Raw genomic sequence first — 16,114 nt, forward strand, 5'->3', positions numbered from 1 at the left:
GATCGCGGTCCGGGAGGCCGCCATGTATAGACAATCCTTGCTTGTTGCCGTGTTGGCCCTTTTTCTCACCGGGTGTTACGCAGGCCCCGGTTATTACGAATCCGAGGTGTACACCCAGCCGACGACGGTCGTCGGTGGTGTCTATGCCTACGACAATGGCTATCGATCTTCCTACTATCAGGAACGGCGCATCTACGTGGCGCCGCAGCCGCGCTATTACAACCAGCCGCGTTACTACCAGCAGCCGCGCTATTACGCGCCTCCACCGCTGCCACGTTACTACCAGCCTGGTAGACCGCCCGGCCAGGCGTGGAGTTCGCCTGGGCGCAGGCACGACGGATATCGCCCGCACCCAGGTTACCGGGGCGATCATCGAGGTGGATGGCGTGACGACGGGCATCGTGGCGGCCGGGATCGCGGCTGGCAACGCAGCGGCGACTATCGTCGGGGTGACGGCCGGCATCGGTGACCGAATCCGTTCTGTAGGAGCACGCTTGTTCGCGAAGAACGAGAGCAGTACCGATATCCGAATTTGCGCGCCATGCAAGCCGGTCTTCGCAAACAGGTCCGCTCCAGCACAGGGGCTGCGCTGATCTCAAAGATCGGCCAGCGGATGCCGGCCTTCCCAGACCTTGCTGAAGTGTGCCTCGATCACCGCTTGCGGTATCGAGGCCACGTCCGGCCAGTGCCAGTGAGGCTTGTGGTCCTTGTCGATCAGGCGCGCACGCACACCCTCGCTGAACTCCGGATGACGACAGCAATTGAGGCTCATCGCATATTCCAGTTGGAAGACTTCGGCCAGCGACAGGTGCCGGGCACGCGCAAGCTGTTCCCAGACCAGATGGGCAGTCAGTGGGCAGCCTGCTGCCAGATTACGCCCGGCGTTGGTCAGCAACGGGTCGCAGTGATGCTGCAAATGAGTGATCGCGTTCCATGCGCAAATGAGATTGCCCACGTCCAGCAGTTCGTCGATCTGTGCCCTGCGGGGTAGCCACTGCGCGGCCGGCAGTTGTCCACTGGCCTCCTGCTGCAATGCCTTGAGCAAACTGTTGAGCTGCACGTCGGTGCGTGCCTGCCAGTTGAGCTGCAACAGCCCTTCGATCAGGTCATCCTGCTGGTCATCGAGCAGGAAGCGGTCCGCCAGATTGAGATCGAGGGCGTCACGGCCGTTGATGGGCGAGCCGGTCAGGCCAAGAAACAACCCCAGCTTGCCCGGCAGCCGTGGCAGGAACCAGCTGGCGCCGACGTCCGGATACAGCCCGATGCCGATTTCCGGCATCGCCAGCCGGCTGCTCGGAGTCACGATGCGGATATTCGCGCCTTGCAGCAGACCCATGCCGCCGCCCAGCACGTGGCCGTGGCCCCAGCAGATCAGCGGCTTGGGATAGGTATGCAGGCTGTAATCCAGTCGGTATTCGGCCTCGAAGAAATGCGCCGCCAGGGTCGGCACCACGCCCGGCTCGGCGCGGCAGGCTTCGACCAGCGTGCGCACATCGCCTCCGGCGCAAAACGCCTTGGGACCTTCGCCGCGCAGCAGCACGCACACCACCTGCGGGTTGCTCGCCCAGGCGTCGAGCTGATCCTGGAGCGCCAGAATCATCGGCAATGACAAGGCATTGAGCGAACGCTCGGCCGCCAGGCTGGCGATCCCGATACGAGCGCCGTCCGGCGCGTGAAGTTCTTCGAAATGCAGATTCATCGTGACCCTCTTGGCGTACACGGCGGTTATCGTTGGTCCGCCGGATGCCCGGTTAAGTTGCAGGAGAAACCTGAAAACCAGTGTAGAAAACTGCCTGATCCGCTGCGGGGTATTTGACATTGGTCATGGGCTTTCCTAGTGTCCGCGCATTGTTTTCACAGGTACGACCATGACAAGCGACGACCGCATCAAACTGGAGCCCGGCTGGAAGGCCGCGCTGCGCGACGAATTCGAAATGCCTTACATGCAGCAGATACGCGACTTTCTGCGCCAGGAGCATGCCGCCGGCAAGGAGATCTACCCGCCCGGGCCGCTGATCTTCAATGCACTGAATTCGACACCGCTCGACAACGTCAAGGTGGTGATCCTTGGGCAGGACCCGTATCACGGGCCGGGCCAGGCGCACGGCCTGTGTTTCTCGGTGCAGCCCGGCGTGCCGGCGCCGCCCTCGCTGGTCAATATTTTCAAGGAGCTCAAGCGCGACCTGAACATCGACATTCCGAATCACGGCTGCCTGCAATCCTGGGCGGATCAGGGCGTTCTGCTGCTCAACACCACGCTCACTGTAGAGCGTGCCAATGCAGCGTCCCACGCGGGCAAGGGCTGGCAGCATTTCACTGACCGGATCATTCAAGTGGTCAGCGAGCACCGGCCGCACCTAGTGTTTCTGCTGTGGGGCGCCCATGCGCAGAGCAAACAGAAGCTGGTCGATGCCACCCGGCACCTGGTGCTGACGTCCGTCCACCCGTCGCCGCTGTCGGCCTACAAAGGCTTTCTCGGGAACGGACACTTCGGACGGGCCAACAAGTACCTGGAGCAGAACGGAATGACGCCGATCGACTGGCGCCTGCCCGACCTCTGAGGGTCAGATGGGCGGCGGCTTGTTCCAGCGCCTGAACAGCGGCTCGGCCAGAAACAGCACGAACAGCAAGCGCATGACCTGCATCGCCGTCACCAGCGGCACCGACAGTTGCAGCACCTCGGCGGTCAGGCTCATCTCGGCGATGCCGCCGGGCATCATGCCCAGCGTCAGCGAGCGCAAATCCAGATGGGTGAGGGCGCTCAAGGCCAGGGCCGCGAGGGCCGCGATCATCATCGTCAGTGCGGTTGCCAATAAGGTGCGCGCCAGAAACGACGGCGCACGCCGGAAGAATTCACGGTTGAAATGACAGCCCAGGCTGCTGCCGATCAGCAGTTGCCCAAGCTGGCTGCCACCTGGCGGCAGACCGATCCGCAAATCCCAGGTCACGCTGACCACCGCACTGAGCAGCAGCGGGCCGAACAGCCACGGGTTGGGTTGCTTGAGGCGTTGCCAGATCCAGGCCAGTGCTGCGCCCAACGGCAGGAGAAACAGCAACCAGCGCCAGTCCGCTTGCGTCGCGTGCAGCGCCGGCGCTCCGTCGCCCAACAGGTATTTGAAGATCGCCGGTACGCACAGCACCACCGCCAGCACTCGCAGACTTTGCGCGGCGGCGACGCTGCTGAGGATGGCGCCGTTGCGGGCACCCAGGTTGACCATTTCCCCCGAACCGCCGGGCATGCTGGAAAAGAACGCCGTGGCGCGATCTTCCCCGGTGCGTAGCATCAGCCAGACCCCGACCAGGCACGACAGGCTGGTCACCAGCGCGCCGACGAAGATCAGGCCGAAATGCGCCAGCACCTGCTCGATGACCACCGGTGTGAAATGCAGGCCGATGCCGATGCCGATAATCAACTGGCCGAACTTGCGGCCTCCGGGAATCTGCGCCAGTTGCCACGGCGTCAGGCAGCGCACCAGAATGATCGCCAGCAACGAACCGACCATCCATGGCAGCGGCCAGCCGACCTGGCTGGCGAGCCAGCCGCCGGTCAGACCGACCAGCGGCGTCGCCCACCAGCCTCGCCAGCCCGATTCAGACATTGGCCATCGAGGCGCGCTGCCTGGCACGCTTGCGCCAGATGCGGATCAGCGGGAACAACAGCATGAACACGGTCACCACCCAGACGCCGATGGAGATCGAACTCGACCACAGGATGCCCAGCTCGCCGTTGGAGATCGACAGCGCGCGGCGCAGGTTCTGTTCCATCAAGCCGCCAAGGATGAAGCCCAGCAGAATCGGCGACAGCGGGAAGTCCAGCTTGCGCAGGATGTAGCCGAAGATGCCGATGCCGACCATCAGGAACAGGTCGAAGGTGGTGGCGTGTACTGCGTAGACGCCGATCCCGGTGATGATCGCGATGACCGGCACCAGCGCCCAGTTAGGCACGGCAAGGATGCGGGTAAAGATACGGATCATCGGGATGTTGAGGATCACCAGCATGACGTTGGCGATGAACAACGAGGCAATCAGGCCCCAGACGATATCCGGCTGTTGCTGGAACAGCATCGGGCCGGGTGTGATGTTGTACAGCGACAGCGCGCCGATCATCACCGCCGTAGTGCCGGAGCCTGGAACGCCGAGGGTCAGCATCGGCACCAGCGCACCGCAGGCCGTCGCACCGATGGCGGTTTCCGGAGCAGCCAGGCCGCGCATGTCACCTTGACCGAACTTGCCGGATGCACCGGCGATGCGTTTCTCGGTCATGTAGGCCACGGCGCTGGCCAGGGTCGCACCGGCACCCGGCAGCACGCCAAGAATGAAACCCATCAGGCCGCAGCGAATGTTCACCACAAAGACCGCCGAAGCTTCCTTGAGGTTGAACATCATGCGCCCGGTGGCCTTGACCGCTTCCTGACCGTGGTGGGTCTTTTCCAGCAGCAACAGGATCTCGCTGATGGAAAACAGGCCCAGCACCAGCACCACGAACTGAATGCCGTCGGTAAGGTGGATGTTATCGCCGGTGAAGCGGTACACGCCGCTGTTGGCATCGATGCCCACCGCAGACAGGAACAGACCGATCAGCGCGGCGATGAACGTCTTGAGCGGCCGATCCCCGGCCATGCCGCCGAGACAGACAATCGCGAACACCATCAATACGAAATATTCCGCCGGTCCGAAGGCAATCGCCCATTTGGCGAGTAACGGCGCGAACAGCACCATGCCGCAGGTCGCGATGAGCGCGCCGATGAACGAACTCCACGCCGACAGCGAAAGGGCCACACCGGCCAGGCCCTTGCGCGCCATCGGGTAACCGTCGAGGGTGGTCATTACGGTCGAGGCTTCGCCCGGAATGTTCAGCAGGATCGAACTGATCCGACCGCCGTATTCGCAGCCCAGATACACCGCCGCCAACAGAATCAGCGCCGATTCCGGTGGCAGGCCCAAAGCGAAAGCGATGGGGATCAGCAAGGCCACGCCGTTGATCGGCCCAAGGCCTGGCAGCAGGCCGACCACGGTGCCGATCAAGGTGCCGCACAAAGCGGTGATCAAGTTGTAAGGCGTGAGGGCCACGCCGAAGCCCTGGCCCAGATAGTTGAATGTATCCACGTTAATTCTCCAGAACGCTGAGCAGGCCCAAGGGCAACGGAACGTCCATGGCTTTATCGAACAGCAGATAGAGACCGACGCTCATGGCAACCACCACCACGACACTGGGCACCCAGCGCCCGCCGTACAGGCGCGCCATCGGGATGCCGATCAGGATGCTGCTGAGAATGAAGCCCAGCGGCTCGAACAGCCCGGCGAAAACCAGCAGCAGGGCGATGCAGATGCCGATCTTGGTCAGTGTTTCGCGATCCAGCGGTGGCTCATCCTCGGTGTGGACGATGGGCGTCGGACGGATCAGCAGGTACAGCAGGGCAACGCCCATCAGACCCAGCATCAACAGCGGAAAGGCCCGTGGGCCCACGGGCTCGTAGGAAAACGGCGCCTCATAAGGCCAGGCCATCAAGGCCAGGCCCGCGCATGCCAGCAGCAGCACGGCAGCGAAAATACGTTGTATGACCATGGAAAGCTCCCGGGCCGCGCCTGTCAGGCAGGCGCGGCCGTTCAGTCAGTCGAGTTCGATCACTGGATCAGGCCGAATTCCTTGGCCAGCACTTTGTAATCGGCGACCTGCTTCTTGACGTAGGCATCCAGCTCGGCACCGGTCATGGCAAACGGAAACAGTTCGCGCTGGTCACGCAACTTGGCGAAGTCTTCCGAGGCCAACACCTTGTCGAACGACGCTTTCCACCAGTTGTAGTCTTCATCGCTGACTTTCGGCCCCAGGTAGAAACCGCGAACCACCGGCCAGACAATGTCGTAGCCCTGTTCCTTGGCGGTGGGGAAATCTTTCATTTCCGGCTCGTCCAGGCGATTTTCCGAGAACACCGCGAGCAGGCGCATGTCACCGCTCAAGATGTGCGGCATGGAGTCGGAAATGTCGGTACTGCCCACCTGAATGTGGCCACCAAGCAGCGCGGTGGCGATTTCCCCGCCGCCTTCCAGGGCGACGTAACGCAGGGCGCGCGGATTGATCCCGGCGGCCTTGGCGATCAACGCAGTCTGCATCCAGTCCTGGCTGCCGACGGTGCCGCCGGAACCGATCACCACTTTGCTCGGGTCGGCCTTGAGCGCCTTGACCAGATCGTCCAGGTTTTTGTACGGCGAATCGCTCTTGACCGCGATGGCACCGTAACTGGTGCCGACCGCCGCCAGCCAGCGCACGGCGTTTTCATCGAAGCGTCCGAACTTGCCCTGGGCCAGGTTCAGCAGCGAGCCGCTGGACCAGGCCACCAGCGTTCCTGCGTCGCCCGGACGCTGCGCAACCACTGCGTTGTACGCCACCGCACCGACTCCGCCGGGCATGTAGGTCACGCGCATGGGAGAAGTCAGGATCTTTTCGTTGATCAGAGCGCTCTGCACCAACTTGCAAGTCAGGTCGAAGCCGCCGCCCGGCGATGCCGGCGCGATGCATTCGGGGCGCTTGGGTTCGGCGGCCGAGAGTTGTGTGGCTACCAGCATGCTGGCGGCGGTCAAGGCCATATGACGCAAGGAAAGTCTCATGTTCAGTCTCCAGGGCGTTGTTGTTTTTGGATGAGAGAAGCTGTCGAGCAAGTGCAGTGACCAGGCGGGCGCGGCGTGGCGCTTTATCCGCAGTCCGTCATCGAAGTCTTGGAGCGGGGCGGCGCGCGGGCGCAGAGTGGCGATGCAGCGCACGCGTAGCGAGCTGACCGGCCGAGGTCGGGACAAGAGGAGCAGAAAACGAAGGGGCGAGCCGCAAGGGGCTTGGGCGTGGCATGGTTGACTCCGGCTTTTGTTCTTATTGTTCGGACGCGTCGAGGCGCCCTTACCGGACCCGTTCGAGCGGGTCGTAGCGCGATGCTAACGGGTGAACCTTTCACAAACCTTTCAATTTGTTTCCGGAGAAGCGCAATCTGGTCTCCAGTTATTTCAGAGCTTCACAGCGTGCGGCACCGCTGTAAACTCCGGCCGCTGGCCTTCATAACAACTCACAAGCAGGAGACGACGATGCGTGTTCTTCTCGTCGAAGACCATCTGCAATTGGCTGAAAGTGTGGCGCAGGCGCTCAAGAGTGCGGGTTTGAATGTCGACGTCCTGCACGATGGCGTCGCCGCCGACCTGGCGCTGAGCAGTGAAGAATATGCCGTGGCGATCCTCGACGTAGGGCTGCCGCGCATGGACGGTTTCGAGGTGCTGGCGCGCTTGCGGGCGCGCAGCAAGAACCTGCCGGTACTGATGCTCACCGCGCGCAGCGACGTCAAGGACCGCGTCCATGGCCTGAACCTGGGCGCTGACGACTATCTGGCCAAGCCGTTCGAGCTGTCCGAGCTTGAAGCGCGGGTCAAGGCATTGCTGCGGCGCAGTGTGCTGGGCGGTGAACGCCAGCAGCGCTGTGGCGTGCTGGTTTACGATCTGGACACGCGTCGCTTCAGCCTCGGCGGGGAACTGCTGACCTTGACCTCTCGCGAACAGGCGGTGCTCGAAGCCCTGATCGCCCGGCCGGGACGAGTGATGAGCAAGGAGCAACTGGCGGCTCAGGTCTTCGGCCTCGACGAAGAGGCCAGCCCCGATGCCATCGAGATCTACGTGCATCGCCTGCGCAAGAAGCTGGACGGGCATTCGGTCGCCATCGTGACGTTCCGTGGCCTGGGGTATTTGCTGGAAAGCCGTGATGAATAACGACAGCCTGCGCTGGCGGCTGTTGTGGAACCTGGCGTTGCTGCTGGTGGTGCTGATGCTGGCCAGCGGCATGAGCGCCTACTGGAACGGCCGGGAAGTGGCCGATACCGCCTATGACCGCACCCTGCTGGCCTCGGCGCGGACTATCGCCGCCGGGCTTACCCAGCGGGACGGCACCTTGAGCGCCGAAATTCCCTACGTGGCGCTCGATACCTTCGCCTATGACAGCGAAGGGCGGATTTACTACCAGGTCAACGACATTCACAAAAAGCTGATCTCCGGCTTTGAGAACCTGCCTTCGCCACCTTCCGGCACGCTAAGAACCGACGACTATCCGGCCCTTGCCAGCTTCTACAACGGCCGCTATCTGGGCCAGGATGTGCGGGTGGTCAGCCTGCTCAAACCGGTCAGCGAGCCGGGCATGAACGGCATTGCCGAGATTCGCGTGGCCGAAACCCAGGAGGCGCGGGTCGGCATGGCTCGCAGCCTGATGGCTGACACCTTGCTGCGCCTGGGGATGCTCGGCGGCGGCGCTTTGCTGCTGGTGTGGTTTACGGTCAGCGCTGCATTGCGTCCGCTGGAGCGTCTGCGTACCGCGGTTGAGGAGCGTCAGCCTGACGATCTGCGGCCATTGCCGATGGTCGAGGTCCAGCATGAATTGCGCCCACTGGTCGGCGCGCTCAACCATTTCACCGAACGCTTGCGGGTGCAGTTCGAGCGTCAGGCGCAGTTCATCGCCGATGCCGCCCATGAATTACGCACGCCGCTGGCCGCCCTCAAGGCGCGGGTCGAGCTGGGCCTGCGGGATCGGGACCCGGCGCAGTTGCGCAGCACGCTGGAAGCCGCAGCGCTTGGCACCGACCGACTTACTCACCTGGCGAATCAGCTGTTGTCGCTGGCGCGCATCGAAAACGGTGCGCGGGCCATCGCCGAAGGTGGCGCACAGCGGCTCGACCTCAGTCAGTTGGCCCGCGAGTTGGGCATGGCGATGGCGCCGCTGGCCCATGCGCGCGGCGTGGCGCTGGCGCTGGAAGCCGAGGAGCCGGTGTGGTTGCGTGGCGAACCGACCTTGCTCAATGAGCTGCTGAGCAATCTGGTCGACAACGCGTTGGCGCATACGCCGACAGGCGGCAACGTGGTGCTGCGGGTTTACGCGCCGGGCGTTCTGGAGGTCGAGGACGACGGGCCGGGCATTCCCCTGGCGGACCGCGACCGGGTCTTCGAGCGCTTTTATCGGCGCAGCCAGCAAGGCAGCGGTTCGGGGTTGGGGTTGGCGATCGTCGGCGAAATCTGCCGCGCTCATCTGGCGCACATCACCTTGCATGATGGTGCCGAGCGCGGCTTGAAGGTCCGGGTCAGCTTCGCGGCCAATCAGTAAAGCATGGTCATGGCTTCGTCCATCTCCGCGCTCAGCAGCCCGCCGGCAGTGTCGAGTTTGAGCTGATGGAACGCGGGGAGGTCGACGACGTCGATCTCGCTGAACGGGTGGCTGGTGTTGCGATGGATATGGATAGTCGCAACCTGCACCAGATCGATGTAGTCGGCGCTTTCCGACAGTCGGGTGAAATCCTGGAAGCGTGCCGGTACCGACGCCAGGGCATCGGGGAAATCCCAGGACCGCAGCAGGCGCTCGCCAATGATCGGGTGGATGTTGTCGATCACATGATTGAGGCTGATCGGGTCGGCGAGCAGGTCGAAATGGTCTTCGGCATAGGTCAGGATCGGCAGGATCCCGATCAGGTGAATCAGTCCGGCGAGCGTCGCCTGATCCGGCTTGAGCCTGGTATAGCGTTGGCAAAGGCTGTAGCTGATGCCGGCGACCTGCATGCTCTGCTTCCAGATCTCGCGCATTTTTTGCTCGATGACTTCCGACTTGGCGTGGAACATCTGCTCGACCACCAGCCCGATGGCCAGGTTGCAGGTGTAGTTGACGCCCAGCCGGCGGATCGCCGTGCCGACATCGCTCACTTCGAAATTGGCCCGCAACAGCGGGCTGTTCGCGACCTTGATCATGCGAGCCGACAGCGCAGTGTCGCTGCCGATCACTTTGCTCAAGGCGGCGATACTGATGTCTGTGTCTTCGGCGGCAAGGCGGATCTTCAGTGCTACTTCGGGCAGGGTCGGCAGGAACAGGGCATCGCGGTCGATGGCCTTGATCAAATTTCTCTGCACCTCGTCAGCCATCTTGCTCATGTTGCTTCTCGCAGCCGTTAGGGGTGTCCGGGATTGTCCCGGCGCGTCTGGGCGTCGGGTAACCGGATAGGTTGAATGACAGTTGTATCCAGAGTGTGTTCGATCGGTCAGCGTTGCGTTTCGAGTTTGCTGTCCAGGGTGTAGGGCAGTTCACACAATTGCAGAGCCGGGCCGTCCGGCGACCCCAGGTGAACCTGACCACCTTCCGCTGCGTCCGCCTGCAGCACGGCCAGCAGTTCCATACCTTGGCCGGCTTGTGCGGCGATCACCACGTTGCCTGCGGAGCTGGCGTTGACCGGCGAAAACAGCGGGGTGCCGGGCGCTGGAAGCTCGCCGCCTTGACTCGATAACCGATACAGCCTGCGCTTGAGCTTGCCCAGGTATTGCATGCGCGCGACGATTTCCTGGCCGGTGTAGCAGCCTTTCTTGAAACTCACGCCGCCCACCGCTTGCAGGTTGATCATCTGCGGGATGAACTCTTCGCGGGTCGTTGCGAACACCTGACCCACGCCGGCGCGGATCTGGCCGAGCAGCCAGTCGTTTAGCGGCGCTTCGGGCAAATGCCCGGCGAGCTGCGATTTCATGGTGTCTGTCTGATCGGCAGGGACCCACAGTTCGGCGCGGCCCGGCGACACGCGAATGGCGATCAGCTGGTTGGCCCGCACGACGCTGTCGGTGTCCTGCGCAAGCTCCAGCCCGAGGCGGGCCAGCGCGGCGTCGCCGTCCTGCAGGCCGAAGCGCACCCAGGCGTCGCTTTCGTCCGTCAGTTTGGACTTGGAGAACACTGCGTATTTGCGCAAGTCCAGCAGTTGCGGCTCGATCAGCTCGCGGGCCATGGCCAGCAGGCAGTCGGTGCCGTCGAGCAGGATGCGAAAGCTGGACTGCATCCGGCCCTTCTGCGTGCAGCGTGCGCCCAGGCTGGATTTGTCTTCGCTCAGGTAATTGAGGTTGCAGGTCAACTGACCCTGCAGGAATTTGCTGGCATCCACGCCGCGAACGGCAAGAATGCCTTCATGGGAAAGCGTGCAGTAAAAAGCTGAGTGGGCCATGGTCATCGCATGTGGAAAATGTCTGGGGCACATCATAGTGCCGTGTCGCGATTATGAATACGGGCACATGAAAACTGCTGCGACCATTGCACGATTCGCCAGCTCGCCTTGCGGCTGTATACTCGCCGCCTACTTTGAGGAGCGCTCCATGGTCGAAGACGTTGAACTCAACCGCCTGTACTGGCACAGCCGCCGCGGCATGCTCGAACTGGACGTGTTGCTGGTCCCTTTCGTGAAAGAAGTCTATCCAACCCTGAACGACGCGGATCGTGACCTCTATCGTCGCCTGCTGACGTGCGAGGATCAGGACATGTTCGGCTGGTTCATGCAGCGCGCCGAGTCCGAAGATCCCGAACTGCAGCGCATGGTTCGCATGATCCTGGATCGTGTCCAGCCCAAGTGACAGGTTCCACTGCCGTTGGCAGGCCTCGCGGCTGTTGTTGACGGCTTACCTCGCGGCTCTGGGGCTGGCACTTGTTGCGCTGGCCTGGCTCGATGTTCCACGGTCGGCGGTCGCCGTCGGGGTGGTGCTGTGTGCGGCCCATGCGCGGTGGGTGCTGCCACGCCGGATCCTGCTCAGGCACGCTGCGGCTTTCAGGGCGTTGCGGCGGGATGCCGACGGGTGGCAAATCTGGAGCGAGCGGGGCGGATGGCAGTCGGTGCAGGTGTGCGGCGACAGCGTGGTGCTGCCGCTGATCGTGATCCTGCGCTTTCGCTTGCAGCGTGACGGGCGACCCGGGAAACAGGTTCACAGCGCCTGCATCCCTTGTGACGCCCTGGTGCCGGACGAGCACCGACGCCTTCGGGTGCGCTTGAAGTTCAGCCGACGTGGTTTGTCGGCACCAGAATAGTGTCCAGTGCTTCGGGCAGCATGTCCGGGTAATCCAGCGTGTAGTGCAGCCCGCGGCTTTCCTTGCGCTCCATCGCCGAGCGAATCATCAGCTCCGCCACCTGCGCCAGGTTGCGCAATTCGATCAGGTCACGGCTGACCTTGTAGTTGCTGTAGAACTCGTCGATCTCGTCCAGCAGCAAGCGCACCCGATGCTGGGCACGTTGCAGGCGCTTGCTGGTGCGCACGATACCCACGTAATCCCACATGAAACGCCGCAACTCGTCCCAGTTGTGGGCGATGATCACGTCTTCGTCCGAATCGGTGACCTGGCTGGCGTCCCACGCCGGCAAGTTCACCGGCATCGCCACTTCGCCCAGTTGGGCTTCGATGTGGTCGGCGGCGGACCGGGCGTAGACGAAGCATTCGAGCAGCGAATTGCTGGCCATGCGGTTGGCGCCGTGCAGGCCGGTAAAGCTGGTTTCGCCGATGGCGTAGAGGCCGGGGACGTCAGTGCGCCCCTGGCTGTCGACTATTACGCCGCCGCAGGTGTAATGCGCGGCGGGTACCACGGGAATCGGCTGGCGCGTGATGTCGATGGAAAATTCCAGGCAGCGCTCGTACACGGTAGGGAAGTGCGCCTTGATGAACTCCGGGGATTTGTGCGTGATGTCCAGGTACACGCAATCGATGCCCAGGCGCTTCATTTCATGGTCGATGGCACGCGCGACAATATCGCGCGGCGCCAGCTCGGCGCGCTCATCGAAGCGCGGCATGAACCGCTCGCCGTTGGGCAGCTTCAAGTAAGCGCCTTCGCCGCGCAGCGCTTCGGTAATGAGAAAGCTCTTGGCTTGCGGGTGATACAGGCAGGTGGGATGAAACTGGTTGAACTCCAGATTTGCCACCCGGCAGCCGGAGCGCCAGGCCATGGCGATGCCGTCACCGCAGGCGCCGTCCGGGTTGCTGGTATACAGATAGACCTTGGCCGCGCCGCCTGACGCCAGAATCGTGAAGCGCGCGGCGTAGGTGTCGACTTCGCCGCTGCGGCGGTTAAGCACATAGGCACCCAGGCAACGATTGCCTTCAAGGCCCAGGCGCGGTTCGGTAATCAGGTCGATGGCTGCGCATTGGTCGAGCAACTGGATGTTCGGCCGTTGCCTGGCCTGGTCGAGCAGGGTCTTGAAGATCGCCGCCCCAGTGGCATCCGCCGCATGAATGATGCGCCGATGGCTGTGCCCACCCTCGCGGGTCAGGTGAAACTCGAAGCCGCTTTCCTCGGTATCGGCCTGCTCGCCGCGGGTAAAGGGCACGCCCTGGTCGATCAGCCACTGGATCGCCTCGCGGCTGTGCTCCACGGTAAAGCGCACTGCCTCTTCATTGCACAGGCCGCCGCCGGCATTGAGGGTGTCTTCAACATGAGATTGCACGGTGTCGGTGTCATCGAGCACCGCCGCAACGCCGCCCTGCGCCCAGAAGGTCGAACCGTTCGACAGATCGCCCTTGCTCAGGACTGCGATCCGCAGGTGGGCCGGGAGGGTCAACGCCAGGCTCAACCCCGCAGCGCCGCTGCCGATAACCAGGACATCATGCTGAAATTGTTGGCTCATCAGTGAATTTCGCCTTTAACGGCCACTAGTATAAGTAAGGGTCTATCGGCACAATAGCCGCGCCTTCATGGCAATGTGAGACCACGGCGGGCATGGATTGTGCTCCAGTCCCTGACGTCATGCATACCGTTTTTCCGTCAGGCATGTGGTGTTTTCCTACGCCTCCTGCTGATTCTACGACGTAGGTTGCTTTGTGTGTCTGACACCTGTGCCGGAATTCCGGGAACTTTTCCAGGCTTTCCGGGCTCAATAGCAGGTTGCCTTTAAAGGAACAGCGTCGGCTTTACGCCCGGCCCGGTTGGTCATTACCGACGGCGGATCCGACGACAAGACTATTCGCGCAGCCGACTCTGTTCGCGCTGCGTTTTTCGTGCAGGCCTTCGACGGCCCGCAGGAAACTTGCTTGAAGGGGGAGAACTTTTGCGAAAAGCCCGAGTCTATGTTTGCGAGCCTGAACAATATCAGTTGCAACGCTCCTTCAAGCTTAACGAGGAGTGTTCATGCTAACCCAGGAAGAGGATCAGCAGCTGGTCGAGCGCGTACAGCGCGGCGACACGCGAGCATTTGATCTGTTGGTGCTGAAATACCAGCACAAGATTCTAGGGTTGATCGTGCGATTCGTGCACGACACCCATGAGGCTCAAGACGTTGCACAAGAGGCCTTTATCAAGGCTTACCGTGCACTGGGAAATTTTCGCGGCGACAGTGCTTTTTATACCTGGCTGTACCGCATCGCCATCAACACGGCGAAAAACTATCTGGTGTCGCGCGGTCGGCGGCCACCTGATAGCGATGTGAGGTCTGAGGACGCGGAGTTCTACGATGGCGATCATGGCCTCAAGGACATCGAGTCGCCGGAACGTGCATTGTTGAGGGATGAAATCGAAGGCACAGTCCATCGAACCATCCAGCTTCTCCCGGAAGATTTACGTACTGCCCTAACTTTACGTGAATTCGACGGTCTGAGTTACGAAGACATTGCGAGCGTCATGCAATGTCCTGTTGGTACCGTGCGCTCTCGGATCTTCCGCGCTCGGGAAGCCATCGATAAAGCCCTGCAGCCGTTGTTGCAGGAATCCTGAGACAGCGGCGATAGCCCAAGAGAGGAACCCGCCATGAGTCGTGAAGCCCTGCAGGAATCGCTGTCCGCAGTGATGGATAACGAAGCGGACGAATTGGAATTGCGTCGAGTGCTGAATGCCATCGACGATGCGGATACACGTGCCACATGGTCGCGTTATCAAATTGCCCGTGCAGCCATGCACAAAGAACTGTTGATGCCTCATCTGGATATTTCGGCAGCTGTTTCCGCCGCAATCGCCGATGAAGTAAGCCCGCTCAAGGCGGCTCGCGGTCCTTGGCGCTCTCTGGGTCGTCTGGCGGTAGCTGCTTCGGTGACCGTCGCCGTTCTGGCCGGTGTTCGCCTGTACAACCAGGACGACATCGCGGGTGCTCAACTGGCCCAGCAAGGCCAGCAGCCTGCCAACCTGTCGATGCCGCAGGTCAAAGGTCCGGCTGTGCTGGCGGGCTACACCGAAAGCTCCGAGCAGGCACCAGGCCCGATGGTCAACGGTGTTCTGCAAGGCAAGGCTGGCGAAGATGACAGCCGTCTGCCGGGTTACTTGCGTCAACACGCGCAGGATGCTGCCGTGAAGGGTGCTGACAGCGCGCTGCCATACGCTCGTGCTGCAAGCCTGGAAAACCGTTAAGGAGTAGCATGCGAGCCGTCCGTCTTTGGCCATTGTTGTTCGGTGGATGGCTTGTCCTCCCGGTATATGCCGATGAAGCGCAGGACGCAGTCAAGCGTCTTGCTCAGGCAGATGAACAGCAGAATTACCAAGGGACGTTCGTCTACGAGCGCAACGGTAGTTTTTCCACTCACCGAATCTGGCATCGCATAAGCGACGGCAAGGTTCGTGAGCGGTTGCTGCAGCTCGATGGTTCCGCCCAGGAAGTTCTGCGCGTAGGGGGAATGACCCAGTGCGTTAGTGGCACGCTGGCACCCGGCGTCGCCAATCCTTCCGAGTCTTCATCCCGCGTTCTGGATGCCAAGAAACTTTCCGCCTGGTACGACCTGAAAATGGCCGGTTCATCCAGAGTGGCCGGTCGTGCGGCGTCCATTCTGGCGATCACGCCCAAGGATCAGCATCGTTACGGCGTCGAATTGCACGTCGATAACGCAACCGGTCTGACCCTCAAGTCATTGCTGTTGAGCGACAAGGGCCAGTTGCTGGAGCGTTTCCAGTTCACCGAATTCGACACAGCCGTCCCGACCGATCAGCAATTGCAGGCCAGTGCCGAATGCAAGCCTGTGAACATGGTCAAGGCCAGGCCGGAAGCCACGATTGCGCCGGTGGACTGGCGATCGGACTGGTTGCCTTCGGGTTTCGAGTTGAGCAGTAGCGGCGTGCGCAAGGACCCTGCATCGGGCGCGGAGGTCGCATCACTGATGTACGGTGACGGGCTGGCACGTGTGTCGGTGTTCATCGAGCGGATCAGTAACGCCGCGACCACGGATATCCGTACTCAGTTAGGCCCGACCGTGGCGGTATCGCGCCGTTTGACGACGCCGCAGGGTGACGCCCTGGTGACGGTGGTCGGAGAGGTTCCGCTAGGCACTGCAGAGCGTATAGCGTTGTCGATGCGCAGCACTGCCGCTCAAGCCAGCAAGTAATGCCGACGTTGAAACGCCT

General features: G+C 62.1%; 17 protein-coding genes. 9 read left to right on the forward strand and 8 right to left on the reverse strand.

Annotated features, from left to right (window positions below):
* Nucleotides 1-106: 106 nt before the first annotated feature.
* The gene (locus tag EGJ27_RS13230) at nt 107-469 is read left to right on the forward strand and encodes a hypothetical protein (protein ID WP_177523031.1); all 363 of its coding nucleotides are present in this window, start codon (nt 107-109) and stop codon (nt 467-469) included.
* A gap of 126 nt (nt 470-595) precedes the next feature.
* On the opposite strand, the gene EGJ27_RS13235 is transcribed toward EGJ27_RS13230, so the two are convergent.
* Complete coding sequence (locus tag EGJ27_RS13235) at nt 596-1,699, reverse strand: enoyl-CoA hydratase/isomerase family protein (RefSeq protein WP_125831194.1); 1,104 nt, start codon at nt 1,697-1,699, stop codon at nt 596-598.
* A gap of 169 nt (nt 1,700-1,868) precedes the next feature.
* On the opposite strand from EGJ27_RS13235, the gene ung reads away from it, so the two are divergent.
* Nucleotides 1,869-2,561 carry a uracil-DNA glycosylase gene (ung, locus tag EGJ27_RS13240; protein WP_125831195.1) on the forward strand — a complete coding sequence of 231 codons (693 nt, stop codon included), beginning with the start codon at nt 1,869-1,871 and terminating at the stop codon, nt 2,559-2,561.
* 3 nt (nt 2,562-2,564) lie between these two features.
* Here the strand turns inward: ung and EGJ27_RS13245 are convergent, their stop codons facing one another.
* Genes EGJ27_RS13245 through EGJ27_RS13260 form a run of 4 tightly spaced genes read right to left on the reverse strand, consistent with a single transcriptional unit; the run spans nt 2,565 to nt 6,612 of the window.
* Nucleotides 2,565-3,599, reverse strand: coding sequence for an AbrB family transcriptional regulator (locus EGJ27_RS13245; RefSeq protein ID WP_125831196.1), 1,035 nt, complete (start codon nt 3,597-3,599; stop codon nt 2,565-2,567).
* Nucleotides 3,592-5,106 carry a tripartite tricarboxylate transporter permease gene (locus EGJ27_RS13250; protein WP_125831197.1) on the reverse strand — a complete coding sequence of 505 codons (1,515 nt, stop codon included), beginning with the start codon at nt 5,104-5,106 and terminating at the stop codon, nt 3,592-3,594. The genes EGJ27_RS13245 and EGJ27_RS13250 overlap by 8 nt, the downstream gene beginning before the upstream one ends.
* A gap of 1 nt (nt 5,107) precedes the next feature.
* Nucleotides 5,108-5,566, reverse strand: coding sequence for a tripartite tricarboxylate transporter TctB family protein (locus EGJ27_RS13255; RefSeq protein ID WP_125831198.1), 459 nt, complete (start codon nt 5,564-5,566; stop codon nt 5,108-5,110).
* Nucleotides 5,567-5,625: 59 nt separating this feature from the next.
* Nucleotides 5,626-6,612, reverse strand: a complete 987-nt coding sequence (locus tag EGJ27_RS13260) for a tripartite tricarboxylate transporter substrate binding protein (protein WP_177523032.1) — start codon at nt 6,610-6,612, stop codon at nt 5,626-5,628.
* A gap of 459 nt (nt 6,613-7,071) precedes the next feature.
* Between EGJ27_RS13260 and EGJ27_RS13265 the strand changes: the two genes are divergently transcribed.
* Nucleotides 7,072-7,743 carry a response regulator gene (locus tag EGJ27_RS13265; protein ID WP_125831200.1) on the forward strand — a complete coding sequence of 224 codons (672 nt, stop codon included), beginning with the start codon at nt 7,072-7,074 and terminating at the stop codon, nt 7,741-7,743.
* Nucleotides 7,736-9,121, forward strand: coding sequence for a sensor histidine kinase (locus tag EGJ27_RS13270; RefSeq protein ID WP_125831201.1), 1,386 nt, complete (start codon nt 7,736-7,738; stop codon nt 9,119-9,121). The genes EGJ27_RS13265 and EGJ27_RS13270 overlap by 8 nt, the downstream gene beginning before the upstream one ends.
* Here the strand turns inward: EGJ27_RS13270 and EGJ27_RS13275 are convergent.
* Nucleotides 9,115-9,936, reverse strand: a complete 822-nt coding sequence (locus EGJ27_RS13275) for an HDOD domain-containing protein (RefSeq protein ID WP_125831202.1) — start codon at nt 9,934-9,936, stop codon at nt 9,115-9,117. The genes EGJ27_RS13270 and EGJ27_RS13275 overlap by 7 nt on opposite strands.
* A 107-nt stretch (nt 9,937-10,043) precedes the next feature.
* Complete coding sequence (locus EGJ27_RS13280; protein ID WP_177523022.1) at nt 10,044-10,985, reverse strand: folate-binding protein YgfZ; 942 nt, start codon at nt 10,983-10,985, stop codon at nt 10,044-10,046.
* Between the two features lie 148 nt (nt 10,986-11,133).
* On the opposite strand from EGJ27_RS13280, the gene EGJ27_RS13285 reads away from it, so the two are divergent.
* Both EGJ27_RS13285 and EGJ27_RS13290 read left to right on the forward strand, forming a co-directional pair.
* A complete protein-coding gene (locus EGJ27_RS13285) occupies nt 11,134-11,388 on the forward strand; it encodes a succinate dehydrogenase assembly factor 2 (protein ID WP_125831204.1) in 255 nt (84 codons plus the stop codon).
* Nucleotides 11,372-11,836 carry a protein YgfX gene (locus EGJ27_RS13290; protein WP_125831205.1) on the forward strand — a complete coding sequence of 155 codons (465 nt, stop codon included), beginning with the start codon at nt 11,372-11,374 and terminating at the stop codon, nt 11,834-11,836. Before EGJ27_RS13285 ends, EGJ27_RS13290 begins: the two co-directional genes overlap by 17 nt.
* Here EGJ27_RS13290 and nadB read toward each other — a convergent pair.
* Entirely contained in the window at nt 11,805-13,421 is a 1,617-nt protein-coding gene (nadB, locus tag EGJ27_RS13295; protein WP_125831206.1) for an L-aspartate oxidase, read from the reverse strand. The genes EGJ27_RS13290 and nadB overlap by 32 nt on opposite strands.
* A 500-nt stretch (nt 13,422-13,921) precedes the next feature.
* Between nadB and rpoE the strand changes: the two genes are divergently transcribed.
* From rpoE to EGJ27_RS13310, 3 genes are read left to right on the forward strand one after another with little or no spacing between them, the layout of a single operon-like run.
* The gene (gene rpoE, locus EGJ27_RS13300; protein ID WP_002554912.1) at nt 13,922-14,503 is read left to right on the forward strand and encodes an RNA polymerase sigma factor RpoE; all 582 of its coding nucleotides are present in this window, start codon (nt 13,922-13,924) and stop codon (nt 14,501-14,503) included.
* A gap of 33 nt (nt 14,504-14,536) precedes the next feature.
* Complete coding sequence (locus EGJ27_RS13305; RefSeq protein ID WP_125831207.1) at nt 14,537-15,130, forward strand: RseA family anti-sigma factor; 594 nt, start codon at nt 14,537-14,539, stop codon at nt 15,128-15,130.
* Nucleotides 15,131-15,138: 8 nt separating this feature from the next.
* Nucleotides 15,139-16,095 carry a MucB/RseB C-terminal domain-containing protein gene (locus EGJ27_RS13310; RefSeq protein ID WP_125831208.1) on the forward strand — a complete coding sequence of 319 codons (957 nt, stop codon included), beginning with the start codon at nt 15,139-15,141 and terminating at the stop codon, nt 16,093-16,095.
* Nucleotides 16,096-16,114: the final 19 nt, after the last annotated feature.

This window comes from Pseudomonas sp. v388 (assembly GCF_003935425.1).
Taxonomy (GTDB): Bacteria; Pseudomonadota; Gammaproteobacteria; order Pseudomonadales; family Pseudomonadaceae; genus Aquipseudomonas.